Here is a 26,332-nt window from a genome sequence, read left to right as displayed (position 1 = left end):
ATGAACCCTTATGTCTGCTTGAAATCAGCAAGGGCCAAAGCCAGCTTTGCATTGTTTTCACTTGTGTATGCGGCGTAATCCACATCAAGTTCCGAATGAATTTCAGAGGTCATGGACCAAAGCGTTTCGCGCAAAAGCGAGCAGCATTTCATCGCCATGTACGAGCGCCAGATCGGATCTGAATTCGTTTCAAAATACTGCTCTAACATCGCGCGCTCTTGCTGCTCGGAAAGGCCATTATTTGATGCAAGACCCGCCAGATCAAACAGCGGCGAGTTAAAACCGCCATATTCCCAATCAATGAGCCACAGGGCGTTGCCATCGTCGATGAAGTTCGCAGCTAACAGATCATTGTGCGCGATTACCAAGTTTATTGGACCGATTGCCTGCTCAAGCATGGTGTTCTGTCGATGCAAATCAGGCAACGCTTTTTGATGCGTTGAACCCTCCGCTTGCAACCGCGCGAGATAGCTGCGGTTCACATGCGGTGGCCAAAACGTGAGCACGGGCTGCTCCAAATGGCGTCCCAGCTCTTGGTGCGTTGTTTTGATAAGGGTAATGATACGCAACAATGCGTCAGGCTCACGCACATCGGTTTCGTTAAAGGTGCGCCCCTCAACGAATTCCAAAACCAAAACACCCGGTTCATTGTGAACAATCTTCGGAGAGATGCCCAGCAGACTGGCCGCTTGCGATATCGCTAACTCGTTCCACCGCATGACACCATGTTCGGGAATATCTTCGCCAAGCCGCACGACGAATTTTCTATCCCCATCTCGCAGCAGCACATTGACGTTGGTCAGACCACCGCCCAATGCCTCGATGTCTTGAGGGTCCTCAAAGCAGCTCAAAGCTTTGATTTTCTCTGTGATCTCTTGCTTCATACCCCAAGCCTTTTGCGTTGTTTGTCTGCTAGCGCCGTCACAATGCGGTCAGTCATGATCGCGATGAAGGCCACAGATAGACCCGCGACTATTCCAGCACCTGCGTTAGCTTTGGTCAGTGCGATGTAAACCTCTTGACCCAAATCGCGCGTCCCGACCAAAGCCGTAATGACCAACATCGAGAGCGCCAACATCGTCGTTTGATTTAACCCTAACAAAAGATGCGGAGTCGCTAGCGGTAGTTTGATCCGTCTTAATATCTGTTTCGGCGTGCACCCCGCCATTTGTCCGGCTTCGATCAACTGATCAGGGACTTCGCGCAACCCATGAGCCGCGTAACGAACGGCTGGTGCCAAAGCGTAAAGCACAACTGCGATCATCGCGCTGAAATCACCTACGCGGAACAGCATGATGACGGGGATCAAATACACAAAACTCGGCAGAGTTTGCAGCGTATCCATTGCGCCCAATATGATCCTGCCAGCGCGAGGTTTCTCAGCCGCCCAAATGCCCAATGGAATACCGATAAGCGTCGCGATCAAAACCGAAACACTGCACAGGTAAATTGTGACCATCGCCTTTGCCCAAAGCCCACTGGCCGCAATGAAGCTCATCATCAACAAGGCCGCCACGCCCAGCGCTAAACCGCCAATGCGCCAGCCAATTAGTACCATTGCCAGAATGCCCCACGCCCACGGAATGCCTGTAAAAAAGCCCTTAACGGGGAGCAGCAGCCATTGAAGCAGAACCACCTTAATCGCTTCTAAAGTATCGAAAAAGTTAACGTTGATCCATTTCATTGCATCCGACCAGAACGCGCCAGTCGTTACGGTCAAGCTTGCGGGATAGGTTTGGATCGCTGGCACAGCCAGCCCGATCACCAAAGTAACGAGTGTCACCGCTATTGCGACAAAGCTATAGGGGTGGCGCTGTAGAAAATTACCCTTCAGGGCCGCTTGATAACCGCGCTCAGAGAACGCTTGGCTTGCGCGATCCAGCGCAATGGCCATAACCACAATCGCTAGGCCCGCTTCGATCCCCGCGCCAATATCCAGCCGACGCAAGGACGCAAGCACATCAAAGCCCAGCCCCCCTGCCCCGATCATGGAGGCGATAATTACCATATTCAGCGAAAGCATGATCACCTGATTAACGCCAACCATCAGCGTTGGTTTTGCCGAAGGTACAAGTACCTTCCACATGATCTGGCGCTTGGTGCAGCCCGCCATTTTCCCGGCTTCAACCAGTTCCGGCGGGACTGATTGCAACGCTACGATCGTCACACGGACCATAGGCGGAAGTGCGTAAATAACCGTCGCCACCAGCGCAGCGACAGGGCCAAAGCCGAACAATATCAGGATCGGAACAAGATAAGCAAAGACTGGCACCGTTTGCATCAAATCGAGGATCGGACGCAAAACATGGTTCACCCAAGCCACGCGATAGGCCGCAATTCCAAGGAACAATCCCCCAACCACGCCAATCGGCACTGCAATCAAGACCGAGGCAAGCGTGACCATTGCGCTCTCCCATTGGCCGAACACGGCGAGGTACAAAAAGCAAGCTCCGACCAGCCCCGCTAAGGTCCAATCCTTTGCATAGCGTCCGATAGCCGTAACAATGACGATAACAGCGATCCAACTAAGAGAGGGCAAAATTTGCGTAGCGCTTGCGCCAACACCCATCGAAAAACCTTCGATCAATAGGTTACGCAGGATCTGGTAGGGTGCCTCAATGAGCGAAGCGACAAACCGCGTCACGTCCTTGAAGCTGAATAAATAGAAGCCAGCGCTTTCGACCAGCCAATTCAGGAAATCGCTAATCACGCCGTCAAGGTTCAACTCCCATTGCTTGGGAAAGCGAATGATCCATCGCGCGTCCAGCGCTTTATAAAGCGCGAAAGAATAACTCGACAGCACCCAAGTCAGCGCGAATAGGCCAATCCAGAAAGCAGAGTTATATGTGAAGAGTTTCCGCATCTAACGTCGCCCAACGAGAACATCGACAACCGCTTGACGGGTGATCTGGCCGATCACGTTACCAGCATTCATCACCTGAAACGGATACTCTGCCCGCTCAACTTGGTCAGCGATCGTCTCGATAAGGTCGCCGTGCTCAACGCGGCCAGCGAAAGTTTCCGCGTTCAAAGGTTCAGCGATAGAGCCTGCGGTTATCACCTTGGCGCGGCTCACATGACGGGTAAATTCTGCGACGTATTCGGTCGCGGGATTGAGCACCAACTCCTCGGGAGAGGCAATCTGCTGGATAAACCCGTCCTTCATCACCGCAATCCTGTCAGCAAGCCGGATCGCTTCGTCAAAGTCATGCGTGATGAACACGATTGTCTTATGCAACATGCTTTGCAGACGTAGAAACTCATCCTGCATTTCCCGGCGGATCAAAGGGTCAAGGGCCGAGAACGGCTCGTCCAAGAACCACAGATCAGGCTCAACCACCAAAGATCGCGCGATACCAACGCGTTGTTGCTGCCCGCCAGATAACTCTCGCGGGTAATAGCTCTCACGCCCGTTTAGGCCGACCAGCTCAATTACTTCATGCGCGCGCGCCTCGCGGGTGGCGCGATCAACGCCCTGCACGTCTAATGGGAACGCCGCGTTTTCAAGAACTGTCAAATGCGGCAATAACGCGAATTGCTGAAACACCATTCCCATCTTGGTCCGACGGATGTCGATCAGTTCTGCATCACTCATTTCCAGAAGGTTCTTACCCTCAAAGAATATGTCACCTGCCGTCGGCTCAACCAAACGAGACAAGCACCGTACAAGCGTTGATTTACCTGAACCAGACAGCCCCATGATGACAAATATTTCGCCCTGTTTGATCTCGACATTGGCGGCGCGTACCGCTCCGATCAAACCAGCGGCCTTCAAGGCTCCGCGTTCAGGGTTTGGCGTTTCGGAAAGAAAACTCTCTGCCGACGTACCATAGATTTTCCAAACATCCCGGCACTCTAATAACGTCGGTTTATTCATGGGGGCCTCGGATCAGAAAGGGAAATCGGGCGCGCACTAGGGCGGCGCGCCCGAACTTACTGTGCTTACTTGACGATCCAAGACGACCAGGTGTCGGTATTCGCCGCCATCCATGCCGCAACGGTTGCGTCAACCGTTTGTCCGTTCAAGTCCACATCAGCAACCATTGCGCCCATTTCGGCGTTGCTTACGTTGAAGTTTTCGATTGTCTTCGCAGCATTGGGCCATTTATCCACAAGCCCCGCCCACGACACTTTCCAAATCGGGCCTGTCGGCTTGCCACAATCGTAAGCGGCATTTGGGTTCAGTCCCGTTGAAGCATCATTGTAGCATTCAGCCGAGTATTTCGGGAATTCGACAAAGCTGCCTTCATATTTTGCGGGTGCCCAATGTGGCGAATATATCCAGAGCATAATCGGATCTTCGCGTTGATAGGCCGCTTCAAGCTCCGCAAACAACGCAGCGTCTGTCCCTGCATGGATCACTTCGAAATCGAGACCTAAGGCTTCGACGCGTTCTTCATCAAAGCCCCCCCATGTGACTGGCCCGCCCAAATAGCGGCCAAGCGGCGCTGTTTCAGGCGTGGCAAACGCATCGGCGCACTCTTTTAATGCCTCCCAATTTGGTAGGCCCGGGCAGCGCTCTTCCATATACGCAGGATACCACCACTCTTCGATCGCCATCATGCCTGTTTCACCCAGACTGACGACATTGCCAGTTGCGATAGCTTCGTCCATCGCTTCACGTCCAGTCGTTTCCCAGATTTCCATCGCAACATGAAGATCGCCAGTTTTTAGCCCCGCGAACTGCGCAATATAGTCTGCTTGGACATACTCAACATTGTAGCCTGCTTCCTTCAGAACTTCCCCCATCAGAGTCGTCGTCACCAGCTGGCCAGACCAGTCATGAAGCGTCAATTTTATCGGATCGCTGGATTCTTGCGCGACGGCAGACGTCGCAGCAAGCAATGCCGCTGCTGTAAAGGACAGGTATTTCATATATTTACTCCCCATTGTGGACCCATCGCTCTTGCAGGTTTCTGATCGTTAGCCGGCGATGCATAGCTCATGGTTAGAGAGTTCAGCAGCGTTCTGGCGTTAAATCAACAAAAATCAACAAACAGTGTGATATTTTGTGGATAACGGAGGAAATATGCTAATACTTAAGTCATCCTTGCCCGAAAACCCCTTGAGGACCTGATGACCCAACTCGCCACTCGCCTCGCTCAAGCGCTCGAAATTACCCAAAACGCCGCAGACATTGCGCTGTCACATTTTAGAGCCGATCCTGACATTGAGCTCAAAGAAGACCAAAGCCCCGTTACGGCGGCAGACAAGGCAACTGAGCTCTCTATCCGCAAAGGACTGAGCAAAGCGTTTCCGAATGAAACAATTTTTGGCGAAGAGTTTGGCCAATCGGGAGAGGCTGACGAGATGTGGATTGTGGACCCTATCGACGGAACGCGTTCCTTCATTGCAGGTTTACCGCTCTTCGGAATGCTATTGGGACACATCACATCGCGCGGGCCGCAGCTTGGTATCATCCGCATGCCAGCCCTCAATGAAGTCTTTTCTGGAGCGATTGGACTGGGTGCCACTTGCAATGGAGAGCCGATTTCGGTGAGCGCCCGCACCTCATTGACTGACGCGCGATTGTTCATAAACGAAGGCGACAAGCTCGCGGCGCATGAACCCTCGGTGTTTGCGCGATTGATCCAATCGGGTTCGCTGCGTCGGATGGGGGCCGATTGCTATCCCCACGCGCTTGTAGCCGCAGGCCATGTCGATGCCGTGGTTGATTTTGATTTGCAGCCCTACGACTATCTCCCTGTGAGCGCCGTTGTCGAAGCCGCAGGCGGTATAATGACGGATTGGCAGGGAAACCCGTTAACACTTCAGTCAGATGGCCGCACACTCACGGCCGCAACGCCCGAACTTCACGCCGAACTCCTCGCCTTGGTCAACACGGTGCCTGAGCGCCCCGCCCATGCGCGGATCGACTTGTGGTCCATATGAAATGTTAGTTTCGCCAAAGGAAACCCTATTCCTTCCCCAGAAATGGCGGTGTAAGGACGCCTGATGTCAAAACACAAAGATCAGATCCTCTATTTCGTTGAAATGCGCGGCACGATTACGGTGCTAGAGCTTGCGCATTTGTTAGGTGTATCCGATCAAACCATTCGCCGCGTTTCTCAGCCTTTGGTCGAAAGCGGCGAAATTACAAAAGTGCACGGCGCGTTGGTGTCAAACCGCATTGCATCTGACCCGCCCTACCTCGCACGGATGAAATTGAACCGCGAAGCAAAAGTTGCGATCGCGCGCAAAGCGGTTGAAATCATCGAAGACGAAGCGAGCATCGCCATCGATACTGGCTCAACATCGGGCTTTATCGCGCTCGCACTACGTGCCCGTAAGAACCTGACCGTCGTGACAAATTCTGCCTTTGTTGCCAGCACGCTGGCAATTATTCCCGGAAACAAGGTTTCGATGGCTGGCACGCAACTGCGCGATCATGACGGAGCCGCATTTGATCGCTCGGCCTTTGACGTGATTGAACGTATGCAAGTTGACTATGTGCTTTTGTCCGCCTCAATGGTTGATGCAAACAAAGGGTTTCTTGTGCACGAGCAATGCGAGGTCGATATTGCAAATGCGATGTTCAACAGCGCCGCGCGCGCGATCATGGCTGTGGATCATTCAAAGTTTGAGCCGCAAACCCGTCGACCTGCGTTGCGCCAACCGACACTACGACACAATGACATTCTTGTCTCAGACCGCAATCCGCCGAAAGAATTTGACCCTTTACTCAGTCAAATTGATCGGCGGATCGCAGAAGCCGAGACCTTCTAAACACAGGCCAAAAGAAGCTTGGTCGTATTCTCTTTGGTCATTTCCACCGGGTTTCCGCCAGTGCTTGGGTCGATTAACGCACCCGCAACGACCCGCTCGACATCAATGTTCTCGATACCAAGCTCTGTGAGCGTTTTGGGAATGCCAAGCGAGGCATTCAGCTCGTCAACATAATCGCAAAACCCGTCATACCCACGTTGAATGCTCAGGTAGTTCGCAGCGCGCGCAAGTTTGCCGCGTATCTTCGATTTGTTGAATTGCAAAACCGCGGGCATGCATACCGCATTCGTTGTGCCGTGATGAGTATGATAGATCGCGCCTATCGGGTGGGACAAAGCGTGGATCGCCCCAAGGCCCTTTTGAAACGCCGTCGCACCCATTGCTGCGGCTGACATCATATGCGCGCGCGCTTCGATGTCGGTCCCGTCAGCATAGGCGCGCGGCAAGTACTCTTTGACCAACCGCATCCCTTCCAGCGCCATACCTTGAGACATGGGATGATAATGCGGTGAGCAATAGGCTTCGACACAATGCGCAAAGGCATCAAGGCCAGTCCCTGCGGTGATGAATTGCGGCATCCCGACCGTTAATTCTGGATCGCAAATAACGACAGTGGGCAGAAATTTGGGGTGGAAGATGATCTTCTTTTCTTCGGTTACAGAATTCGTGATGACCGACGCGCGCCCAACCTCTGATCCCGTACCTGCCGTTGTCGGCACAGCCACGATTGGCGCGATGGCATCCGCATCAGCGCGGGTCCAGTAATCGCCAATATCTTCAAAATCCCACAACGGGCGCGTTTGCCCCGCAAGAAATGCGACGAGTTTTCCAAGGTCCAAGCCCGAGCCACCACCAAAAGCGATCACCCCGTCGTGACCGCCCTCGTTGTAAGCAGCCACACCAGCCGCAGCATTTTTTTCATTTGGGTTGGGGTCAACATCTGCGAAAATCGCGCGGCCCAGCCCAGCCTCCTCCAAAAGATCAAGCGTATTGGTCGTGATCTCCATCTCGGCAAGGCCGCGATCCGTAATTAGCAGCGGCTTTTTGATACCAGCGACTGCGCAGGCGCCCGCAATTTCAGAAATACGGCCAGCACCGAAACGGATTGCGGTGGGATAGGACCAGTTTGCTGTAAGACTCATCGCGTTATGCTTTCTTAAGATGGTAGGATTTTGGACGTGTGAGGTTGTGGTATCCGATAACGGACAATCCACCACCGCGCCCCGTGTCTTTGCACCCAGTCCAACATAGGCCAGGATCCAGATAATCTGCGCGGTTCATAAAGACTGTTCCAGTCTCTATTTGATCCGCAATGCTTTCCGCGCGTTCAGCGTCTTGTGTCCAGAGCGAGGCGGTCAAGCCAAAGTCGCTATCGTTCATCAGCGCGATTGCTTCCGCGTCGTCCTTGACTGGCATGATGCCTACCACTGGGCCAAAGCTTTCTTCGCGCATAACGCGCATATCATGTGTAACGTTGGTCAAGATTTGCGGCATAAGATAAGCGCCGCCATCCTCTGGGAAGCTGCTCGGATCAATATGGGCAGTAGCGCCCGCGGCAATTGCATCCGCTATCTGGCCGCGCACTTCATCAGCAAAGCGCACGTGCGCCATTGGGCCAAGCGTTGTTGCTTCATCCAAAGGGTTGCCCAGTTTGTAAGCGCTCACAATCGCAACAGCCTTTTCGACGAATGCATCAAACAGGCTTTCATGCACATAAATACGCTCAATTCCGCAGCAGCACTGACCAGAATTGAACATCGCTCCGTCGATCAATGTATCCACCGCCGCATCGAGATTGGCATCTTCCATGACATATCCCGGATCTTTGCCACCCAGCTCTAATCCAAGGCCCGTGAATGTCCCGCTTGCGGCCGCTTCCATTGCTTTGCCGCCCCCCACAGAACCCGTGAAGTTAACAAAGTCGAATGCGCGATCTGCGATCAGATCGGAAGTCGTTTGATGATCCAAGAACACATTCTGGAAGACGTCTTCGGGGATGCCAACAGAATGAAAGGCCTGCGCCAAACGCTCGCCCACTAGCGGGGTTTGCGAGGCGTGTTTGAGCATAACTGCATTTCCGGCAATCAAAGCAGGCGCAACCGTATTGATCGCCGTCATATAAGGATAATTCCACGGCGCGACGACGAAAACCAAGCCATGAGGCACACGTTTTATTACACGGCGAAACGCAGCGCTGTCTTCGACCTCAATCGGGGCAAGCGCGTCTTGTGCAATCTGAGCCATGTAGCTCGCGCGTTCGTTAAATCCGCCAAATTCACCGCCATAGCGGACCGGGCGCCCCATCTGCCAAGCGATCTCTGGCACAATTTCGTCATTCATTGCACCGACCGCCGCGACGCCCGCCTGAACCAACTCTATACGGTCCTTCAAGGATCGCGCGGCCCATGCGGTTTGAGCAGCCTTCGCACGCGACACAGCACTGTCCGCGTCGCTGCGCGACAGACTTTCGCGCGTTGCATAGACGGAACCGTCGATAGGGGAAATGCAGGTAATAGTCATTGTCGTTTAAGCCCTTTCAAAGCCGCGTGCGATTTCCCAATCGGTCACAACGCGGTCAAATTCTTCTTGTTCCCATTCTGCGGCGCGGGTGTAGTGGTCAACAACATCCTCGCCCAATGCTTCGCGCAAGAATGCGGACGAGCGTAAGGATTGTGTCGCTGCGCGCAGCGTTTGTGGAATGTCGGCGGCCTTTGCATCTTCATAGACGTCGCCCTTGGTCGCCGCAGGTAACTCAAGCCTGTCTTCAATTCCTTTTATCCCCGCCGCGAGCATCACCGCTTGAGCCAGATAAGGGTTCAAATCAGAGCCACCAATGCGACATTCAACGCGCACAGATTTAGTGTTTTCACCACAAAGGCGAAAACCTGCAGTGCGATTGTCGACAGACCAAACCGTCTTGGTCGGCGCAAAGGTTCCTTTGGCAAAGCGTTTGTAGCTGTTGATATAAGGCGCAAGGAAGTAGGTGTAATCGGGCGCATATTTGATCAAGCCCGCCATGTAGTGGCCCATCAGTTCAGACATGCCATGCTTGGCACCCTTGTCATAAAACGCAGCTTCGCCGTCTTTCCAAAGCGATTGATGAACGTGGCTCGACGATCCAACGCGGTCCTTGTCCCACTTGGGCAAGAACGTCGCTGCGCGGCCATGTTGCCACGCAATTTCCTTGATGCCGTGTTTCGCAATCGAATGGTAATCCGCGCAATCAAGAGCGGGGGAATACCGTATATTCAGCTCTTCCTGACCTGCTTCAGCTTCGCCTTTGGAATTCTCAATAGGCAGACCAGCGGCATAAAGGTGGTTGCGGATTGGCCGCATCACACCCTCTTCCTTGGTGGTCTGAAAGATGTGATAATCTTCATTATAGCCGCTGATGGGTTCAAGATTGCGAAAGCCTTCTTTGCGGATCTCATCAAAGCTCTTTTCGAACAGGAAAAATTCCAATTCAGTCGCCATTTTCGCCTCAAAGCCAAGCGCCTCAAGTCGCGCAATTTGCTTTTTCAGGACTGCGCGCGGGGAATGCGGAACAGGTTGATGCGTGTGATGATCAAGAACATCACAAAGCACCATCGCCGTACCCTCAAGCCACGGCACGGGGCGGATCGTACTCAGATCGGGCTGCATGACATAATCGCCATATCCCGTTTCCCAACTGGTCGACGCATAACCATCCGGCGTTGCCATCTCTAGGTCAGTGGCAAGCAAGTAGTTGCAGCAATGGGTTTCCTTATAAGAGGTCTCCACAAAGTTCACCGCGTGAAATCGTTTGCCCATCAACCGGCCTTGCATGTCAACAAAACAAGCCAGAACCGTATCCACGGCCCCGTCTGCAACCGCTTTTTTGAGATCGTCAAAAGTCATTTCATAGTGCTCCGTTTGATCGCATTTCATCAGGTCTGCATCTGTTGCGATATTTCAATAACGCGAAATTCTACAGGGCGAACCAAAGCGACATTCAAGCGAACGCGCATGAGTCCATTGGCAACGTCATCGCCCGTCATTGTCTCACCAAGTCCGATGTCCACACGATAGGCTTCCGAAGGCTGCGTACCTACAAGGACGCCAGCTTTCCATTGGGTATCAAGAAATGATCCGATCATGGATTTGACGCCCTGCCAAGTCTGCGCATCATTGCTTGAAAACGCAAAAGCTCTCATTGCCAATCTGATCGATTGCTCAAACATGATCATTGTGCGGCGCTCGTTGATATAGCGCCAGTCGGTCGAATTTCCGTCCAAAGTTCGCGCGCCCCAAACCAAAATACCCCGGCCTGGAAAACTGCGGATCACATTGATTGCACGTCCATTTAACGGTGCATTCATATCGTGTTGTTGCTCCGCCGAGATTTCAACAGATAGCCCAATCGCGGAAACGATCCCAACGTTGGCGGGAGCCTCGTGGACGCCAACAGTGTTGTCCATGTGCGCCCAAATGCCTGCCATCGCGCCGCAGGGTGGGATCAGGTTTATGCGCGCCAACAGCGCAGACATCACGCGCTGGTAGGTCTCGCTAATCGATTCCAATATCGCCGCAGCGCGCTTTACTGCACCCGCATCGTCCTCGGCCCCTTCAACTTGTTTAATCGCTTCGGCAATAAGCTCGGCTTGCTCTTGGGAAAACGTTTGGTTGGCAATGAAAGCTTCCGTTTCAGCGCGCACCGCCGAGGCTAAGGATTTGCAGCTCTTTTTATCGAGGTTTGTAAAGTTCACCAATGAAGGCTCAACGAGATTGGTTTTCAACCAAGGCGCATAAGCTGTTCCAAATTTCAGATCATCTACTTGGACAAGGCTATCGCGGAAGTCTTGAATGGGCGTCGCAAGAGCAAAACCCGCACCATCGTCAATCCCTGCACCGTCATAAAGATCAAGGATCGCAACGCAGCTTTGAAGCTTTGCGCATTGCATCAGCATTGTGTTGCAAAGCTTGGCGTGGTCCGCTTTGCTTAAGGCAACCGCATCGGGGACAACGTAAATTGCTGGTTCTTGTAGCTCGGCGATACGCGGCCAAGCTACGTCAAAATCTTTCGCCTCAAACGCGGTGCCCTCGTAGCTACCAATCGAGACAACCCAGCATGCCCCTCCCCCATTATCGAAGAATATCTTCATCGAAAGGTAGAGCAAAAACTCTTGGCTCACAGGCGAAAAGCTGTCTTTTGCGTCGTCCTGTTCTGACCACGAAAAGCTCCAAGTTGGCGGGCCCCCGAACACTTGCTCAAATTCCACCATGGATGAGAGGCGAACAGGTGTGCCGCTCACATCTTTAGAATTTTGAATCGCCTTTTCAGTATACCCAACGAATGCGGGAACACTGGTTGAAACCTCAACCACCGAGTTTGGAAAAGCATTGCCCTCTTGCACGTAGACACCGGGGGTCTTTATCTGAGCCATTCGGGTTTCTTTCAGGTAACGGCGAGGCGCAAAAGCGCCCCGCCTTTGCACTTAGCCGTAACGGTAGGGGCGACCAGCCTTAACCATGTCGGCGTTGTATTTTTTGAAGATATCAACAACGCGACGTTTCGTTTCGCTCTCTGCTGCGATCTCTTCCCAGAAGTCTTGCGCAGCCGCTTCGACAGTTGCCCACTCTTCATCAGGAATAGAGGTCAATTCCAGCTTTGGACCGTTGACGCGCAGGTTGGCTTCACCGCCCCAATACCACCACTGACGATAGTAGTGCGACTGATCACAGCAAACGCGGAAGAGCGTTTGTAAATCTTCAGGCAACTCGTTCCAACGTTCCATATTGGCAAAGAACGATCCCGCCCATGCACCCGAAATGTTGTTCGTGAGGAAGTAGTTGGTCACATCTGCCCAACCCACCGTATAGTCTTCGGTGATGCCCGACCATGCGATGCCGTCTAGTTCGCCCGTTTGAACCGCGACTTCAATATCTTCCCACGGCAAGTTCACAGGAACCACGCCAAACTGGCTCAGGAAACGGCCAGCGGTTGGGAAGGTGAAGATACGTTTACCTTTAAGATCTGCAAGGCTGCGGATCGGGTCTTTGGTAGCAAAGTGGCATGGATCCCAAGCGCCTGCCGAGATGTGCTTGACGCCAACTTTGGAATATTCTTCATCCCAAATCTCGTTCAAACCGTATTGGTTGAACAACACAGGCACGTCGAGCGAGTAGCGAGAGCCAAACGGGAAATAGCCGCCAAACACCGTGACTTCGGTTGGCGATGCCATTGAATCATCATCCGATTGCACCGCGTCAATCGTTCCGCGCTGCATTGCTTGGAACAACTCGCCCGTTGGCACCAACTGGTCTGCGAAGAACAACTCAATCTGCATGCGATCGCCTGCAATCTTGTTGAACATCTCAATCGCTGGAACGATCACCTCTGCTGCCAAAGATGCGCCAGCATAGGTTTGCATGCGCCATTTGATTGTGTTCTGCGCCAGTGCTGGCGTTGCGAGCGCTGCAGCTGGGGCAACGGCTGCGCCTTGAATAAACTTACGTCTTGAAGTCATTTTAGTCTCCTTAGTTGAGGTTAGGCCACCTTGACGCGGCTCTTTTATGGTTTGTTGTAAATGTAATCAGGCAACCAAGTGGCGATGCCGGGAAAGACCATCACGAGGACCAAAGCAAAGACCATGATCATCACGAAGGGCGTAATGGAGGAATAGATGTCGCGCAGCGAAATCTCTGGCGGGGCCATCGCGCGCATCAGGAAGAGGTTATAACCAAAGGGCGGCGTCATATAGGCGATCTGCGTGGTGATCGTATAAAGAATCCCGTACCAGATCAGATCAAAACCCAGCTCACCCACCAGCGGGACATAAAGCGGCGCGACGATAACCAGCATCGCAGTGTCATCAAGGAAGGTTCCCATCAGGATAAAGCTGAGCTGCATCAGGATCAGGATCATCCAAGGGCTAAGGTTCAAACGTTCGGTAAACACAGCCTCAATCGCTTTGACCGCGCCGAGCCCGTCGAACACCGCGCCAAAGGCGAGCGCGGCGAGGATAATCCACATGAACATGCAAGTAATACCAAGCGTATTGCGCACAGAATTTTCAAACACTTCGCGCGTCATCCGCCCTTTTAGAACCGCTGCCAAAAAGGCCGCCAAAGCACCAATCGCAGAGCTTTCGACAAGCGATGTCCAGCCGTTCACGAATGGCACCATCATCACCGCGAAAATCGCAACAGGCAGCAAACCAGCCCGTAGAAGGCGCAGTTTTTCGGCGCGTGGAATATCGCGCTCGCTGGCATCCAAGACCGGGCCGAGAACGGGATTAATGCGGCAGCGCACAATGATATAAAGGATAAACAGGCTTGCCATCATCAGGCCCGGAATAACCCCCGCAAGCCACAATTGCCCGACCGGTTGGCGCGCGATCATCGCGTATAAAACAAGCACAACAGACGGCGGCACAAGGATGCCCAAACTCGACCCCGCTTGGATCACTCCTGTAACCATCCGCTTGTCATAACCACGCTTCAAAAGCTCTGGCAACGCAATGGTTGAGCCAATCGCCATACCAGCAACGCTTAGCCCGTTCATCGCGGAAATCAGCACCATCAGACCAATCGTGCCAATCGCCAAACCGCCCCGAAGCCCACCCATCCAGACATGGAACATCTTGTAGAGGTCATCGGCAATTTTGCTTTCCGACAGCACGTACCCCATGAAAATAAACATCGGTAGGGTCAACAACGGATACCATTTCATCAGCTTCATCGCTGCGGAAAAGCCAATGTCGAAACCACCCCGATCACCCCATAGCAAAAGCGCCGCGACGACCGCGATAAAACCAATCGCGCCGAACACCCGTTGGCCCGTCAGCAGCATCAGCATCATGGACGAAAACATCAAAGTCGCGATCAATTCGTATGACATCACACCACCTCGCCTTTGAGGCGCAAAACATCTTTCAGAAGTTCGGAAATGCATTGCAGGAGCATCAAAAACAGCCCGACAATCATTATAGATTTTACTGGCCACAGATAGGGCCGCCAAGCCGTCGAAGAACGCTCCATACGCCCGACCTCTTCTGCCCCGACAAGAACGCCGCCGAGATACGAGAACGGCTCGCTCCCCCAGTACCCCAGCGAATAGGCAGTCGAGCTGACCGCGCCATAGAGCAACACGCAAAGGTAAAAGATCAGGAACAGCACAGTAAACAGATCAAACCACGCTTTTTTGCGCAGCGACCATTCACCATAAAGCAAATCCATTCGCACATTTGATCCAAGCTGGATCGAATATGGCCCGCCAAGAATGTAGTAGGCAACCATCGTGAATTGCGCCATTTCGAGCGTCCAGAGCGATGGCACGTAAAAGGTTTTGCTAATTGAAGACCAGAGCAAGATCGCCATAAGAACGAAAATTCCGTACATAACGATCCGCCCGATGCGACGGTTTACGGCATCAACACCTGAAATATATGCGCGCATTATGCCGAGCATTCTGCGACTCCATTAACACCTAATTGCGCGCATGCATCGACAAGCCAACCTGCAATGAGAGTCGCCATTCTTTCTTGATCGCTTTGGGTCGAAATGAGGTCATTTCTAATCTCGAGCATCACATTCAAATGACCCTCTTTGATTGCATGCTCTTGCAGAGTGTGGGTCACGCCATCGCTTGCTCCGTAGGGGGCATTGCGTTTGACTTCGAACGAAACATGCCAGTTCGCTCTTTTGAGCATGGCATCCGCGAGACGGGTGTCTGTGTCGTGCAAAATTCCAATTTCCACCGATCGTCGCTTGCCGTGATAAACTGGCGTGAAGCTGTGAATCGTAACAATCACCGGCGTCGCGATGGCCTGAATGCGGGCGCGCAATTCGTCTCGAAACGGCAAATAGTAGGCCGCGACGCGCTTTGCTTTTTCATCTGAACTCAGGTCAACATTTCCTGGCACCTCAACCACTTCGCTGCGGGCTGGCATCGCATCTGGCGCGCTCGGGGGGCGGTTACAATCATATACAAGGCGAGAAACCCCACTGGCCACCAGCACGGCATCCAGAACTTTTGAAAGATGCATTGCCACCGCCATAGCGCCCGGATCCCATGCTGCATGGCTAAGCTGGTCCTGCTCGGCCAAGCCAAGATTTGCGTATGTTTCGGGGATCAGCGACGAGGCATGCTCACACACAAGCGCAACAGACGAGTGCCCAGTGGGGTTCACGACGAGCACCGTTTCTTGCAAGTTTTCAATGTCCATTTTCGCCAAGTGAGTCACCTTTCAAACTAAGGGTCTTGCCAAAACGAAATTCTGTCAACACAATTGTGAAAAATATAACACTAGAATCGTAGCTGATATTTTTGTCGCCAAAAAGGGATGCACCCTGAAATGAACGATGCGGTTTTAACGATCTCTGATCGAATTCAAAACCATCTGGACGAGTTGACTCGCGCCGAGCGCCAGCTCGCGCATTCTATACTTGAGGGCTATCCAGCATCGGGCTTGGGAACCCTGAGCGCGCTTGCAAAAGACGCAAAAGTTTCGGTTCCGACGGTCGCGCGGATGGTGCAAAAGCTCGGCTTTTCTGGCTACCCCGAATTCCAAGCGGAACTACGTGAAGAGCTACGCGCGAAGGTCAAAGACCCTATCGCTAAACATGATACATGGACCGAAGGCGCGCCGTCCGAGCATTTGCTCAATCGCTTCACCGAAGCGGTCATTGATAACATCCGACACTCGTTAGGGCAGATTGATCCTAATGAGTTTGATCGCGCCTGCGAGATCACTGCCGATACGGACAGCCACCTCTATGTTGTGGGCGGGCGGATCACCCACACTTTGGCGGAGTATCTGTTCCTGCATTTGCAAGTCATCCGCGGACAACTCACGCATATCCAGTCCACATCTAACGCTTGGCCGCATTATCTACTGGATGTGAAACAAGGTGACGTCTTCATCATCTTCGACATGCGCCGCTATGAGAACAACACGCTAAAGCTTGCCGAAATGGCCCAAGCCAAAGGCGCGCGCATTATTCTGTTCACAGATCAGTGGCGCTCTCCTGTACATCAATTTGCCGAGATTAGCTTTAGTTCTCGCATTATCGCGCCCTCCGCTTGGGATTCAGCTGTAACGCCAATGCTATTGTTAGAGACCATGATTTCCACAGTGCAGGATTTGACATGGGGCGACACAAAAGACCGCATGGAAGCACTGGAAGAGATCTTTGATCAAACCAAGCTCTTTAGAAAATTTACATAACCCTGTTCGAAGAGACTAACCTTCAAAACACGAGAAAGGACCACAACCCGCAATTTTCACCACCCCATCGCGATCTACCGCATCCAATCGGAGTGACGCAAAACTGTAATAAAACAGTGATTTAATACGCTTTGGGGATCACCCCGACAGTAGGAGAAATAACATGAAATCTGCATTCATCTCGTCCATCATCGTCGCCTCGGCGCTCGGCGCGCAAACGGCGCAAGCGGATACGCTTCGGCTTTTGACTTGGGGCGGCTATGCACCTGAGGATGTCATTGCCAAGTTCGAAGCGGAAACGGGTCATACCGTTGAAGTCACCACATCCAACAACGAAGAAATGATCGCAAAGCTACGCGCCACCAATGGCGGTGGTTTTGATTTGGCACAGCCAAGCCAAGACCGCATCACCAGCGCGCAAGAAGAGTTCGGCATTTACAAACCGATTGATATGTCCAAGATCAACGCCGATTTGTTCATTCCATCAATGTTGATGGCGACGGGCAGCAACTCGACCTACGAAGGCGAAGTTTATGGCCTTCCGCATGTTTGGGGCACCAGCGGCTTGGTCGTAAACACGGCAATGGCGGGTGATGTGAAAGACTACACCGATCTTTGCGATGCCTCCGTTGCTGGCAAAGTATCTTACCGTCTGAAGCGTCCAACGCTGATTGGTTTCGCGTTCTCGATGGGCCTTGACCCCTTCGCTGCATATGAAGACGCGGACGCCTATAAAGGCATTCTGGATCAGGTCGAAGCCAAACTGACCGACTGTAAACCAAACGTGAAAACCTACTGGGGCGGCGGCGACGAAATCAAAAACCTGCTCCGCTCTGGCGAAGTCATTGCCTCAATGGCGTGGGATACAGGTGGCTGGCAGCTAAACGCCGATAACCCGGACATTACGTTTGTTGCTCCTGAAGCTGGTGCATTGGGCTGGATTGACACGTTCGTTCTGCCTGCGCGTGGACGCGCCGATGATGCGGCCTATGACTGGATCAACTTTGTGATGCAGCCAGAGATCGCATCCATGATCACTAACACCGCTGGCAACTTCACCGCGTCTGTTGGCGGCGATGCAGGCGTGAGCGCCGATCTCAAAGCACGCTACCAAGGCAGCTTTGATCAAGCGGCTATCGACAACATCAAATGGTACCCACCTGTGCCAGCCGGTCTCGAAGCGCTGGAAGGCGCAACGCTGGACCGTGTTAACGCGGCAAAATAAGCGCGCGTCGCTAAGATCAAAAAGGGCGCGCCACTGCGCCCTTTTACTTATTGAAAGGCCTGAACGTGACCCAATCCGACCCCGATCTGATATGCCGCGATATCACTAAGAATTTCGATGATTTCTGCGCTGTTGATCGCGTCAATTTTGAAGTTCCTAAGGGGTCGTTCTTTTCGATCCTCGGTCCGTCGGGGTGTGGTAAGACAACACTGCTCAGGATGATCGCAGGGTTTCAGGCCCCGAGTTCGGGCGAATTGCTAATCAAAGGCAATTCTATGATTGGAGTGCCCCCAAACAAGCGCCCCGTGTCGATGGTTTTCCAACATCTCGCGCTCTTTCCGACAATGAATATCGGCGACAACGTCGGCTTTGGTTTGCGTCAGCGCGGGGTTGGGCGATCTGAAATCAAAAAACGTGTCGAGGCCGTGCTTGAGCGCGTTGGCCTGCCAGGCGTGTCATCGCGCAAAGTCGATCAGCTTTCGGGAGGTCAAAAACAACGTGTCGCAATTGCGCGGTGCATGGTTTTAGAGCCTGATGTATTGCTCTTGGACGAACCGCTCGGAGCGCTGGATTTGAAGCTACGTGAGCATATGAAGGTTGAGCTAAAATCCCTTCAAGCAGAGTTCAATACGACGTTTATCTATATCACCCACGATCAATCCGAAGCTCTGGTGATGAGTGACAACATCGCCGTGATGAATAACGGCAGGTTCGAGCAGATCGGCCCGCCACAAGATGTCTATCATGCCCCCGACACTGCGTTCGTAGCGGGATTTGTTGGCGATGCGAACAAGATTACGGCCAAGGTTGATGGCATAAACGGCAAAACGCTGACCCTGAGCGCAGAAGGCAATCAACACCTAACAATCGAAACCAATCGCGGCGGGTTTAACAAAGGACAATCCGTCGAAGTGTACTTGCGCCCGGAAGCAATTGAACTGCTTGCTCCAACAACCGAGACGCATAGCGCGCCCAACACGCGATCCAACACGGTCACATCTGTTCATTTCAACGGCGCAAACAGCGCACTGACTTTGCGCGATGATACATCGGGCGCTTTGCTGAATGTTACCTTGCCCCAAGCAGGCGCTTTCGCCGCGCTTCGCAAAGGCGATACTGTGACAACGCGTTGGGATCCAAAAAGCGCACGCTGTTACCTCGCTGGCGAGGTTTAGATGATGCGATCCGATACCTCCCGCCTTGGCTTTTATCTGTTACTCGCGCCAATTCTGCTGTGGCTGACCATATTGATCATCTTACCGCATGTCGGTCTTTTCATTGTCTCTATCAGCGAAAAAATTGGCCCGCGGGAATACGAATACGGGCTCGGCAACTATGCCGCCTTCTTTCAAGAACCCCTGTTCTGGCGCACCTTCATGCGCACGGCGATCATGTCGATCTTAGCGACGGCGCTGACCCTCCTGTTTGGGTTCCCTATCGCCTATTACATCGCAAAACTGACCCAAGGCCGCACCAAGACCACGTTGTTTTTGATGTGCATGATCCCTTTTTGGGTCTCCGAACTGGTCCGCACGTTCGGTTGGATGATCTTGCTTCGAGAAACAGGAGTCATTTCCCAAGGCCTTCAAAACCTTGGCTTGATCAACGCTCCGATAGAGTTCCTCTACAACGACGCAGCAATCATGCTGGGGCTGGTTTATACGTCGATCTTGTTCATGGTGGTTCCGTTGGTGACTACGTTGGACAGCCTCGACAACAGCCTTATTGAAGCGGGATATGATTTGGGTGGGACAAGTACCTCGGTCATGCGCGAAATCGTCATTCCGCATGCGATGCCCGGTATCGTATCTGGTTGTATCGTCGTTTTCATGCTTTCACTCGGGAACTACCTGACGCCGATACTGCTCGGTGGCAAAGACAGCCTTTGGTTCACCGGCATGATCTATACGCAGTTCATAACGCGGTTTAATTGGGAACTTGGCTCCGCCTTCGGTTTCCTATTGCTGGGCTTGTCATCGCTCGTAGTGTTCTTGGGCTTAAAACTCTCTGGGCAATCATTGTCAGAAACGATGGGCCGCGCATGATACCGACAGTCCCTCAACCCGCCTTTGCGAAATGGTGCTACCGCGCCTATGTGACCGCCTTTTTCATCTACCTTGCGTTGCCGCTGACAGTTGTCGCCTTATTCGCCTTTAACAACAGCGTCTTCCCCTCGCTTCCCTGGGAAGGCTTTACGATGGCATGGTTTTTCGGAACCGAAGCACCGTTTATCGGGGTTTTCAACGAGAGGTCCATTTTACGTGCGATCGGCACGTCGGCCTTTGTCGCCGCGTGGGTTTCGGTATTGGCCGTGAGCGTTGGAACCTGCAACGCCTTCCTCTTTGTACGTCACGAATTTCGCGGCAAAGCGGTTCTGTATATTCTGATGCTGCTGCCATTGATCATCCCCGGAGTGATCTTGGGCATTTCGATCCTTGTTTTCTCAAGCTCTGTCGCCAACACTTTAGAAGACGCAACAGGCATGTGGTTCGATGGACTTCGCCCCGGTCTGATCCTTGTGATCCTCGGGCAGTTTTCCTTTATCACAACATTCGCCACGCTGGTTATTTCTGCACGTCTCCAAAAATTTGACCCAAGCTTGGAAGAGGCCGCCCTTAATCTTGGGGCGAGCAAATGGGGTGCTATTCGCCAGATCACCTTGCCATTCCTGTTGCCAGCTATCGTAGCGTCGGCTGTCGTGTCGGTTTTGATGAGCTTCGAAAACTTTAATACAACGCTGATGCTCGTGGGGTCGGATTCACCTTTGACCATTGCGATGTTTGATAAGCTGAAACAAGGCTCAACACCTGTTCTGAATGCAGTGTCTTTGCTCTTGATCGGCGCATCGGCGCTTCTTGGGATAATGTCACTACTCTTTCAACGCGGGCGTTAAACGCGGGTCTCGCGGCAGTCTGCGGCCCGCGCTTTAAGCCTGTCCTCAAAGAACGCAGCCGCCCAGCGCGCGAGCGACTCCATATCGACGTTCAAGCCAAGCGTGCTTTCCGCTTTGTCACAGATGGCATCGCCCAACTCACCGCGCAGCTCTTCGACAAGTGCGGCAAAGAACGCGGGCGTCATTTCTGGATGATACTGCGTTGTAAGAATATGCTCAGCGATGCGATATCCCGCGATGGGGCAATCTTGCGTTCTGGCAACAACGCGCGCGCCCTCGGGAAGTCCGACCACCTGCTCTTTGTGCGCAGCGAACAGGTTCACGTCACGATCTTCGGGCAGAAATTTCGTTGTCACAGCACCGAACACCCAACCCTTTGGATTAGGCCCGACCGCGCCGCCGAGTGCTGTCGCGATGACCTGATGGCCGAAACACGCACCAAACATAGGCATCTGCGCAACATGCATTTCGCGGATCAACCCTTCGAGCTGCGCAATCCAAGTTTCACCGTCATGCACTGATGCAGGACTGCCTGTTATGGCGGCCGCGTCATAAGCCTCAATGCTTTCGGGAAACACCCCGTCCTTTACGGAGAATACATCATACTCCCACTCTGGACGCGCGCGAGAGAAAAACGTTGCAAACTTTTCGCCGTCTTTCGGATGCGCCTCAGCGAAATCGGAAACATCGGTATTGGTCATCAAAATCAGGATGCGCAATTTAGGGCCTTTACAGAAAGTTGAGTCTAGTTAGTATATTTTTACATATCTTAAATATACACGAAAGCCAAACCCCTTATGACAACCTGGACTCCGACAGACGATGGGTATGCAGACCTGTCGAGCCACGACACATTCGTCGACGGTGCCCCGCACAATACGTTTGCACGATTACGCCGTGATGATCCGATGCACTGGACAGAGAACGCGCACGGCTTGGGGTATTGGTCAGTGACGCGCCACGCAGATATTCTAGAGCTAAACAGGCAGACTGACTTATTGTCGTCAGCACGTGGAATACGCATCGAAGATCAAACGCCCGAAGAATACATGGCGCGGCGCACCTTTCAGGAAACCGACCCGCCCGAACATATGCAAACGCGCATCAAAGTCGCCAAAGCATTTTCAAAACAAGTCATCGCAGACTTTGAAGATCAAATCCGCGACATCTGCACGGAGCTGTTAGATCGTGTGCTTCCTCTGGGCACATTTGATGCAACGAGGCTGATTGCGCGCGAATTGCCCATGCGCATGTTAGGTCAAATTCTTGGAACACCCGACGAAGACCTGCCTTGGCTCGTTGAAAAGGGCGATGCGCTGATTGCCAACACTGATCCTGACTTTACGGATCACGTCTTGGACAAAATGCAGACAGATGAATACCGCCTGATGCCTTTCAACTCGCCCGCAGGCGCAGAATTATATGACTACGCGAAGGACTTGATGGAACGCAAAGCCGCAAAAGGCGACACCAACGGCATTTTGCACATGATCCTGAAGCCAAGCAAAGATGGCAGCACGATATCAGAGCTCGAGTTTCGCAACTTCTTTTGCCTCTTGGTCGCGGCGGGTAATGACACGACACGCTATTCTATTGCGGCAGGCATCCAAGCGATGTGTCATCAGCCTGAATTGCTTGGACAACTTCAGCAAGGCGACGTGACAGAGACCGCTGCCGATGAGTTTATCCGCTGGGCCACCCCTGCCACTTACTTTCGCCGAACCGCCACACGCGATTTCGAGTACCACGGCAAATCGATCAAAGAAGGTGACAAAGTGGTGTATTGGTTCGTGTCAGCAAACCGGGACGACGCGGTGTTTGACGAGCCATTCAAAGTTGATCTCTCACGACCAGCAAACCTTCACTTGGCGTTCGGTAAAGGTGGCCCGCATCTATGTCTTGGAATGTGGCTTGCACGGTTAGAAGTCCGCGTTCTTTTCGAAGAACTCGCCAAGAGGATCACTTCGATCAAAGCAGCAGGGCCTCATAAATTTTTGCGGTCAAATTTCGTAGGCGGCATCAAATCGCTGCCAGTAACTGTCACTCTGTCTTAAAGGCCTTTCTTATGAGCAATCGTCTTCGCGCAATCTTCTGTGATCATTTGAGCATCGTTCGAGGCAAATACCTGCCGGAATCCGCGAAATCTGGTGGTGAAACCCGATTCTGTCGCTCTACCTTTGGCGTGCATTTCGATCGCGATCTTCTTCCCTCCCCCGGCTCGATGATGATGGAAGGTCTTCCGGATATGGAGCTTCGCTGGGATGCAAACGACGTTCGCCCCAGTTGGTCTGAAGGCACTGACATCACACTAGGTGATCTTTACGATAGCGATGGCGCCCCCTTGGCTGTTTGCCCACGTGGGGCCTTGCGCAGAGCAATTGCCGCTTGGGAAGCAAAAGGGCTCACTCCAAAAGTTGGTATTGAGCTCGAAGCCTTTGCTTTCCAGAAAAACGATGAAGGGAAGCTTGTCCCCTATGATGCACCGGGCGCCGTTGTCTACGGAACTGGCCCCTGCACAGACCCAAGGGGCTTTAACGATGCGATTTGGGCCGCCGCTGAAAAGGCGGGCTTTAAGCTTGATATGATCACTGCCGAATACGACGCACCGCAGTTTGAATACACACTTACATTCGATGACGCGCTCAAAGCGGTAGACGATATTGTTCTCTTCCGCCTTTTGGCGCGCGAAGTTGCGTTCGAACACGGGATTATCCTATCATTCCTGCCCAAACCCATCGAAGAGGCGGGTGGATCAGGCCTACACGTAAACTTCTCGTTTAGTGATCAAGACGGAAACAATGCACTAAGCATGGGTGGAAAAAGCGGCCCTGATCATATGAACGATCTTGCTAAAGGCTGTGTGTCGGGCCTTGTCCACCACCACAAAGGTCTCGCGGGTCTTTTGGCTCCAACGACGATGTCATACAAGCGCCTGCAACCTGCAAGCCTTTCTGGTTACTGGCAGAACTGGGGCGGCGATCACCGCAACGTAACAACGCGGGTATCGTGTGAAGGCGGCAAGAAATCACGCCTTGAACACCGTATGGCAGATGCTTCAGCTAATCCTTACACCGTGGTCGCGGGTGTGTTGCAAGCGGCGCTTCTTGGCGTTGAAAACGGCTATGATTTGCCCGCGCGCGAAACAGGTGATGGGTTTGAACATACGGACGCCTCCGAAGGGGTCGCCGCAACCCAGTTGGCCGCGATGGACGATCTTGAGGCAGACACAGCGCTCAGTGCAGCGGTCGGTCAAGAATTGGTAGACAATCAAATCTTCATGCGCCGGGTCGAAGCGGAAAAAACGGAAGGTTTGGACGGCGAAGCCTTGCGCGACTTCTATATTCACTTCATCTAGACCGCTGAAATGAGTGGACAAAGCGAAACAGTCATAACGAACATTCTGCGCCAGATTGATGATGGCGTGCTCGACCCTGGCGATGTTATCGCCGAGGACGCTCTACAGATGCGGCTGGGGATCTCTCGCACTCCGGTGCGAGAGGCTCTGTTGAAATTGGAAGCGCTCGGGTTGGTTCAGCGATTGCCGCGCAAAGGCGCAATCGTGTTCAAGCCAAGCTTGGAAGAGTTTCTGGCAATTCTCGAAGTACACGCGAAACTGGAAGGCCAGGCTGCATCGCTAGCTGCGCGTCGCTTGTCACCCACAAGAGGCAAAGCACTGGAAAACGCAGTTCTCGCTTGTGAGACCCATCAAATAAACAAAGGCGAAAGCGACACAGCAGCTTATTACCAGCTTAACCTGACGTTCCACGCAGCGGTGGCGGAAGCGGCAGGCAACGAGTTTCTTTACGAGATGGTCAAATCCAACGCGCGCAAGTTAATGGCCTACTATCGCGCACGGTACAAATTTAGAGGCGTTATCAAAGCGTCGGCACACGAACACCGGCAGATTTCGACAGCAATTTTGGATCGGCGAGCAGATGATGCCGAGGATCTCATGGCGCGTCATGTCCACTTTGATCAAGTCACGGCTATGGACCTGCTCGCCTCATTCGATTGAGGTTGAGAAAACTAAGCGCTTGTTTTGATTGTTCCATCTGCAACCCAAGCATCAAAAATTTCCAAAACTTTCGCGACAAAAGGTGCGTCATTGATGTGGCAGTCCAGTTCGCTAAAGGCGATCGGGCTTTGCATCTGAAGGCGCATCTCGTCGCAAAATTCTGCAAATGCCTCGGGATCGTAGGTTTCATTTCCTTCACGATCCCATTCTTCAATACCGCGATTAGGCAAAATCACATGCGCCGGGGTGTCGGAAGCCTTTAAGCGCTTCGCAATCTCGCGCGCAGTTTCGCGCCGTTCTTTTCCATTCAGCCCCGCAGATTTGATCAAGCGATTATGTGCATGAAAGGGGCGATCTTGATATTGTAATGGAATGTCTTGCCATCCTGCCAGATCAACCAGATCGAGACACCCAGGCGCTACAATCTGCGGTATGCCTGCCGCACCTGCATTTAGCATACGATCCGCACCGCTATTTACGACGGACCCAGCCAGTAAATTGCTCAGTTCCTGCAATGCAAGATCAAGAACACAGGCAAAGCCACCTTCGCGCGCGATACTCTCATAGGCCATGCCGCCCATACCCGTGGCATGGAAGATCGCAACTTCGAAACCTCGTTTCTCTAACTCGGGCTTCAAGGGTTTCATGTATTTCAGGCAAGACGAGCCGAGTGACGTCATGCCGATCAAAGGTCGGTCGGTGTTTGGGGGTTCTACCGCACGAGCCGCTCCCAGAACAGCGCCTGCCGCTTGTGAAAGCGAGGATTTGCAAACCGAGTTCAACCCGTACAAGCCACCAGCCCAGAGGATCATTTGAATGTCCGCTGATAGTCGTGCAGGTTCAATTAATGGAGAGAATGAAACAGTCGAAACAACGTATTTCGGAACGCCTAGGGGCAATGCCTGACACACATCAAGCGCTACATCTGTTCCCATTGTACCACCCAGAATGACGACGCCGTCAAACTTGCCCTCGGAGAAGAGCCGCGCTGCAAGCGCGCTCGCGCCTTTGGCCATAATCTGCATAGCGGTGTTTTCATCGCCGCTGTCAATTGCCGCTTGGATCGAGCTATCGCCCGCGGCGGCAACATCGTGCTTGGAATAATCCGTTGGTTGTTCCGGATCACCCAGAACAGAAATATCCATGCTAAGCGCTGCCCCACCCATCGCTTCGAGGCGCTCAACCATATATTCCAGTTCATCATTCTTCGTGTCGTAGGTTCCAACGACCAGAATTGTCTTGTCTGCCATCTTTGCTCCCCCTGCCCCGAAACTAGCGCTCAA

24 protein-coding genes are annotated in these 26,332 nt (G+C 52.8%); 10 read left to right on the top strand and 14 right to left on the bottom strand.

All coding sequences use genetic code 11. From position 1 onward, the window contains the following. Positions 1-8 precede the first annotated feature (8 nt). The 4 genes from ACRBCU_RS01280 to ACRBCU_RS01265 form a co-directional block, all read right to left on the bottom strand. Positions 9-884: a phosphotransferase gene (locus ACRBCU_RS01280; protein ID WP_431363541.1), complete on the bottom strand. Its 876-nt coding sequence runs from the start codon at positions 882-884 to the stop codon at positions 9-11. Beyond that, positions 881-2,863, bottom strand: a complete 1,983-nt coding sequence (locus ACRBCU_RS01275; RefSeq protein WP_431363540.1) for an ABC transporter permease — start codon at positions 2,861-2,863, stop codon at positions 881-883. Before ACRBCU_RS01275 ends, ACRBCU_RS01280 begins: the two co-directional genes overlap by 4 nt. Continuing rightward, positions 2,864-3,877 (bottom strand): quaternary amine ABC transporter ATP-binding protein, encoded by a 1,014-nt coding sequence (locus ACRBCU_RS01270; RefSeq protein WP_431363539.1) that lies wholly within the window; start codon positions 3,875-3,877, stop codon positions 2,864-2,866. A 65-nt stretch (positions 3,878-3,942) separates the two neighbouring features. After that, positions 3,943-4,875: an ABC transporter substrate-binding protein gene (locus ACRBCU_RS01265; protein ID WP_431363538.1), complete on the bottom strand. Its 933-nt coding sequence runs from the start codon at positions 4,873-4,875 to the stop codon at positions 3,943-3,945. A gap of 201 nt (positions 4,876-5,076) precedes the next feature. Here ACRBCU_RS01265 and ACRBCU_RS01260 point away from each other — a divergent pair, with 201 nt between their 5' ends. Both ACRBCU_RS01260 and ACRBCU_RS01255 read left to right on the top strand, forming a co-directional pair. Continuing rightward, positions 5,077-5,892 (top strand): inositol monophosphatase family protein, encoded by an 816-nt coding sequence (locus tag ACRBCU_RS01260; RefSeq protein ID WP_431363537.1) that lies wholly within the window; start codon positions 5,077-5,079, stop codon positions 5,890-5,892. 63 nt (positions 5,893-5,955) lie between these two features. Beyond that, the gene (locus ACRBCU_RS01255) at positions 5,956-6,726 is read left to right on the top strand and encodes a DeoR/GlpR family DNA-binding transcription regulator (protein ID WP_431363536.1); all 771 of its coding nucleotides are present in this window, start codon (positions 5,956-5,958) and stop codon (positions 6,724-6,726) included. Here the strand turns inward: ACRBCU_RS01255 and ACRBCU_RS01250 are convergent. From ACRBCU_RS01250 to ACRBCU_RS01215, 8 genes are read right to left on the bottom strand one after another with little or no spacing between them, the layout of a single operon-like run. Beyond that, on the bottom strand, positions 6,723-7,868 hold the full coding sequence (locus ACRBCU_RS01250) for an iron-containing alcohol dehydrogenase (RefSeq protein ID WP_431363535.1): 1,146 nt from the start codon (positions 7,866-7,868) through the stop codon (positions 6,723-6,725). The genes ACRBCU_RS01255 and ACRBCU_RS01250 overlap by 4 nt on opposite strands. Before the next feature lie 4 nt (positions 7,869-7,872). Next, complete coding sequence (locus tag ACRBCU_RS01245) at positions 7,873-9,246, bottom strand: aldehyde dehydrogenase family protein (RefSeq protein ID WP_431363534.1); 1,374 nt, start codon at positions 9,244-9,246, stop codon at positions 7,873-7,875. Between the two features lie 6 nt (positions 9,247-9,252). Further along, on the bottom strand, positions 9,253-10,635 hold the full coding sequence (locus ACRBCU_RS01240; RefSeq protein WP_431363533.1) for a glutamine synthetase family protein: 1,383 nt from the start codon (positions 10,633-10,635) through the stop codon (positions 9,253-9,255). Beyond that, a complete protein-coding gene (locus tag ACRBCU_RS01235; RefSeq protein ID WP_431363532.1) occupies positions 10,635-12,131 on the bottom strand; it encodes a phage tail sheath family protein in 1,497 nt (498 codons plus the stop codon). The genes ACRBCU_RS01240 and ACRBCU_RS01235 overlap by 1 nt, the downstream gene beginning before the upstream one ends. Positions 12,132-12,182: 51 nt before the next feature. Continuing rightward, a complete protein-coding gene (locus ACRBCU_RS01230) occupies positions 12,183-13,214 on the bottom strand; it encodes a TRAP transporter substrate-binding protein (RefSeq protein WP_431363531.1) in 1,032 nt (343 codons plus the stop codon). Positions 13,215-13,258: 44 nt separating this feature from the next. After that, the gene (locus tag ACRBCU_RS01225; RefSeq protein ID WP_431363530.1) at positions 13,259-14,587 is read right to left on the bottom strand and encodes a TRAP transporter large permease; all 1,329 of its coding nucleotides are present in this window, start codon (positions 14,585-14,587) and stop codon (positions 13,259-13,261) included. After that, positions 14,587-15,156, bottom strand: a complete 570-nt coding sequence (locus ACRBCU_RS01220) for a TRAP transporter small permease subunit (RefSeq protein ID WP_431363529.1) — start codon at positions 15,154-15,156, stop codon at positions 14,587-14,589. Before ACRBCU_RS01220 ends, ACRBCU_RS01225 begins: the two co-directional genes overlap by 1 nt. Next, positions 15,144-15,914, bottom strand: a complete 771-nt coding sequence (locus ACRBCU_RS01215) for an N-formylglutamate amidohydrolase (protein WP_431363721.1) — start codon at positions 15,912-15,914, stop codon at positions 15,144-15,146. The genes ACRBCU_RS01220 and ACRBCU_RS01215 overlap by 13 nt, the downstream gene beginning before the upstream one ends. A gap of 129 nt (positions 15,915-16,043) precedes the next feature. Here ACRBCU_RS01215 and ACRBCU_RS01210 point away from each other — a divergent pair, with 129 nt between their 5' ends. From ACRBCU_RS01210 to ACRBCU_RS01190, 5 genes are all read left to right on the top strand, one after another. Then, positions 16,044-16,916 (top strand): MurR/RpiR family transcriptional regulator, encoded by an 873-nt coding sequence (locus ACRBCU_RS01210; protein ID WP_431363528.1) that lies wholly within the window; start codon positions 16,044-16,046, stop codon positions 16,914-16,916. A 163-nt stretch (positions 16,917-17,079) separates the two neighbouring features. Further along, complete coding sequence (locus ACRBCU_RS01205; protein ID WP_431363527.1) at positions 17,080-18,141, top strand: extracellular solute-binding protein; 1,062 nt, start codon at positions 17,080-17,082, stop codon at positions 18,139-18,141. Between the two features lie 65 nt (positions 18,142-18,206). Further along, complete coding sequence (locus ACRBCU_RS01200) at positions 18,207-19,316, top strand: ABC transporter ATP-binding protein (RefSeq protein WP_431363526.1); 1,110 nt, start codon at positions 18,207-18,209, stop codon at positions 19,314-19,316. Between the two features lie 3 nt (positions 19,317-19,319). Continuing rightward, complete coding sequence (locus ACRBCU_RS01195) at positions 19,320-20,186, top strand: ABC transporter permease (RefSeq protein WP_431363720.1); 867 nt, start codon at positions 19,320-19,322, stop codon at positions 20,184-20,186. Continuing rightward, entirely contained in the window at positions 20,183-21,034 is an 852-nt protein-coding gene (locus ACRBCU_RS01190; protein WP_431363525.1) for an ABC transporter permease, read from the top strand. The genes ACRBCU_RS01195 and ACRBCU_RS01190 overlap by 4 nt, the downstream gene beginning before the upstream one ends. On the opposite strand, the gene ACRBCU_RS01185 is transcribed toward ACRBCU_RS01190, so the two are convergent. Beyond that, entirely contained in the window at positions 21,031-21,753 is a 723-nt protein-coding gene (locus ACRBCU_RS01185; RefSeq protein WP_431363524.1) for a type 1 glutamine amidotransferase, read from the bottom strand. The genes ACRBCU_RS01190 and ACRBCU_RS01185 overlap by 4 nt on opposite strands. 78 nt (positions 21,754-21,831) lie before the next feature. Here ACRBCU_RS01185 and ACRBCU_RS01180 point away from each other — a divergent pair, with 78 nt between their 5' ends. From ACRBCU_RS01180 to ACRBCU_RS01170, 3 genes are read left to right on the top strand one after another with little or no spacing between them, the layout of a single operon-like run. Beyond that, complete coding sequence (locus ACRBCU_RS01180) at positions 21,832-23,088, top strand: cytochrome P450 (RefSeq protein ID WP_431363523.1); 1,257 nt, start codon at positions 21,832-21,834, stop codon at positions 23,086-23,088. 11 nt (positions 23,089-23,099) lie between these two features. Next, entirely contained in the window at positions 23,100-24,389 is a 1,290-nt protein-coding gene (locus tag ACRBCU_RS01175; RefSeq protein ID WP_431363522.1) for a glutamine synthetase, read from the top strand. 9 nt (positions 24,390-24,398) lie between these two features. Then, positions 24,399-25,049 (top strand): GntR family transcriptional regulator, encoded by a 651-nt coding sequence (locus ACRBCU_RS01170; RefSeq protein WP_431363521.1) that lies wholly within the window; start codon positions 24,399-24,401, stop codon positions 25,047-25,049. A gap of 11 nt (positions 25,050-25,060) precedes the next feature. On the opposite strand, the gene ACRBCU_RS01165 is transcribed toward ACRBCU_RS01170, so the two are convergent. After that, positions 25,061-26,299, bottom strand: a complete 1,239-nt coding sequence (locus tag ACRBCU_RS01165) for a Tm-1-like ATP-binding domain-containing protein (RefSeq protein ID WP_431363520.1) — start codon at positions 26,297-26,299, stop codon at positions 25,061-25,063. Positions 26,300-26,332: the final 33 nt, after the last annotated feature.

It is taken from the genome of Planktotalea sp., assembly GCF_050633725.1.
In the GTDB taxonomy this organism is placed as follows: Bacteria; Pseudomonadota; Alphaproteobacteria; order Rhodobacterales; family Rhodobacteraceae; genus Planktotalea.
Note: the sequence above shows the minus strand (reverse complement) of the source record. Positions and strands in the feature narration are given on the sequence as shown.

Bases quoted from the DNA above. Each gene is read 5' to 3' on its own strand.
- ACRBCU_RS01195 (WP_431363720.1), top strand. From the start codon at position 19,320: ATGCGATCCGATACCTCCCGCCTTGGCTTTTATCTGTTACTCGCGCCA.
- ACRBCU_RS01265 (WP_431363538.1), bottom strand. From the start codon at position 4,875: ATGAAATACCTGTCCTTTACAGCAGCGGCATTGCTTGCTGCGACGTCT.
- ACRBCU_RS01260 (WP_431363537.1), top strand. From the start codon at position 5,077: ATGACCCAACTCGCCACTCGCCTCGCTCAAGCGCTCGAAATTACCCAA.
- ACRBCU_RS01225 (WP_431363530.1), bottom strand. From the start codon at position 14,587: ATGTCATACGAATTGATCGCGACTTTGATGTTTTCGTCCATGATGCTG.
- ACRBCU_RS01255 (WP_431363536.1), top strand. From the start codon at position 5,956: ATGTCAAAACACAAAGATCAGATCCTCTATTTCGTTGAAATGCGCGGC.
- ACRBCU_RS01210 (WP_431363528.1), top strand. From the start codon at position 16,044: ATGAACGATGCGGTTTTAACGATCTCTGATCGAATTCAAAACCATCTG.
- ACRBCU_RS01280 (WP_431363541.1), bottom strand. From the start codon at position 884: ATGAAGCAAGAGATCACAGAGAAAATCAAAGCTTTGAGCTGCTTTGAG.
- ACRBCU_RS01220 (WP_431363529.1), bottom strand. From the start codon at position 15,156: ATGCTCGGCATAATGCGCGCATATATTTCAGGTGTTGATGCCGTAAAC.
- ACRBCU_RS01275 (WP_431363540.1), bottom strand. From the start codon at position 2,863: ATGCGGAAACTCTTCACATATAACTCTGCTTTCTGGATTGGCCTATTC.
- ACRBCU_RS01245 (WP_431363534.1), bottom strand. From the start codon at position 9,246: ATGACTATTACCTGCATTTCCCCTATCGACGGTTCCGTCTATGCAACG.
- ACRBCU_RS01215 (WP_431363721.1), bottom strand. From the start codon at position 15,914: ATGGACATTGAAAACTTGCAAGAAACGGTGCTCGTCGTGAACCCCACT.
- ACRBCU_RS01205 (WP_431363527.1), top strand. From the start codon at position 17,080: ATGAAATCTGCATTCATCTCGTCCATCATCGTCGCCTCGGCGCTCGGC.
- ACRBCU_RS01235 (WP_431363532.1), bottom strand. From the start codon at position 12,131: ATGGCTCAGATAAAGACCCCCGGTGTCTACGTGCAAGAGGGCAATGCT.
- ACRBCU_RS01190 (WP_431363525.1), top strand. From the start codon at position 20,183: ATGATACCGACAGTCCCTCAACCCGCCTTTGCGAAATGGTGCTACCGC.
- ACRBCU_RS01170 (WP_431363521.1), top strand. From the start codon at position 24,399: ATGAGTGGACAAAGCGAAACAGTCATAACGAACATTCTGCGCCAGATT.
- ACRBCU_RS01270 (WP_431363539.1), bottom strand. From the start codon at position 3,877: ATGAATAAACCGACGTTATTAGAGTGCCGGGATGTTTGGAAAATCTAT.
- ACRBCU_RS01180 (WP_431363523.1), top strand. From the start codon at position 21,832: ATGACAACCTGGACTCCGACAGACGATGGGTATGCAGACCTGTCGAGC.
- ACRBCU_RS01250 (WP_431363535.1), bottom strand. From the start codon at position 7,868: ATGAGTCTTACAGCAAACTGGTCCTATCCCACCGCAATCCGTTTCGGT.
- ACRBCU_RS01230 (WP_431363531.1), bottom strand. From the start codon at position 13,214: ATGACTTCAAGACGTAAGTTTATTCAAGGCGCAGCCGTTGCCCCAGCT.
- ACRBCU_RS01165 (WP_431363520.1), bottom strand. From the start codon at position 26,299: ATGGCAGACAAGACAATTCTGGTCGTTGGAACCTACGACACGAAGAAT.
- ACRBCU_RS01175 (WP_431363522.1), top strand. From the start codon at position 23,100: ATGAGCAATCGTCTTCGCGCAATCTTCTGTGATCATTTGAGCATCGTT.
- ACRBCU_RS01240 (WP_431363533.1), bottom strand. From the start codon at position 10,635: ATGAAATGCGATCAAACGGAGCACTATGAAATGACTTTTGACGATCTC.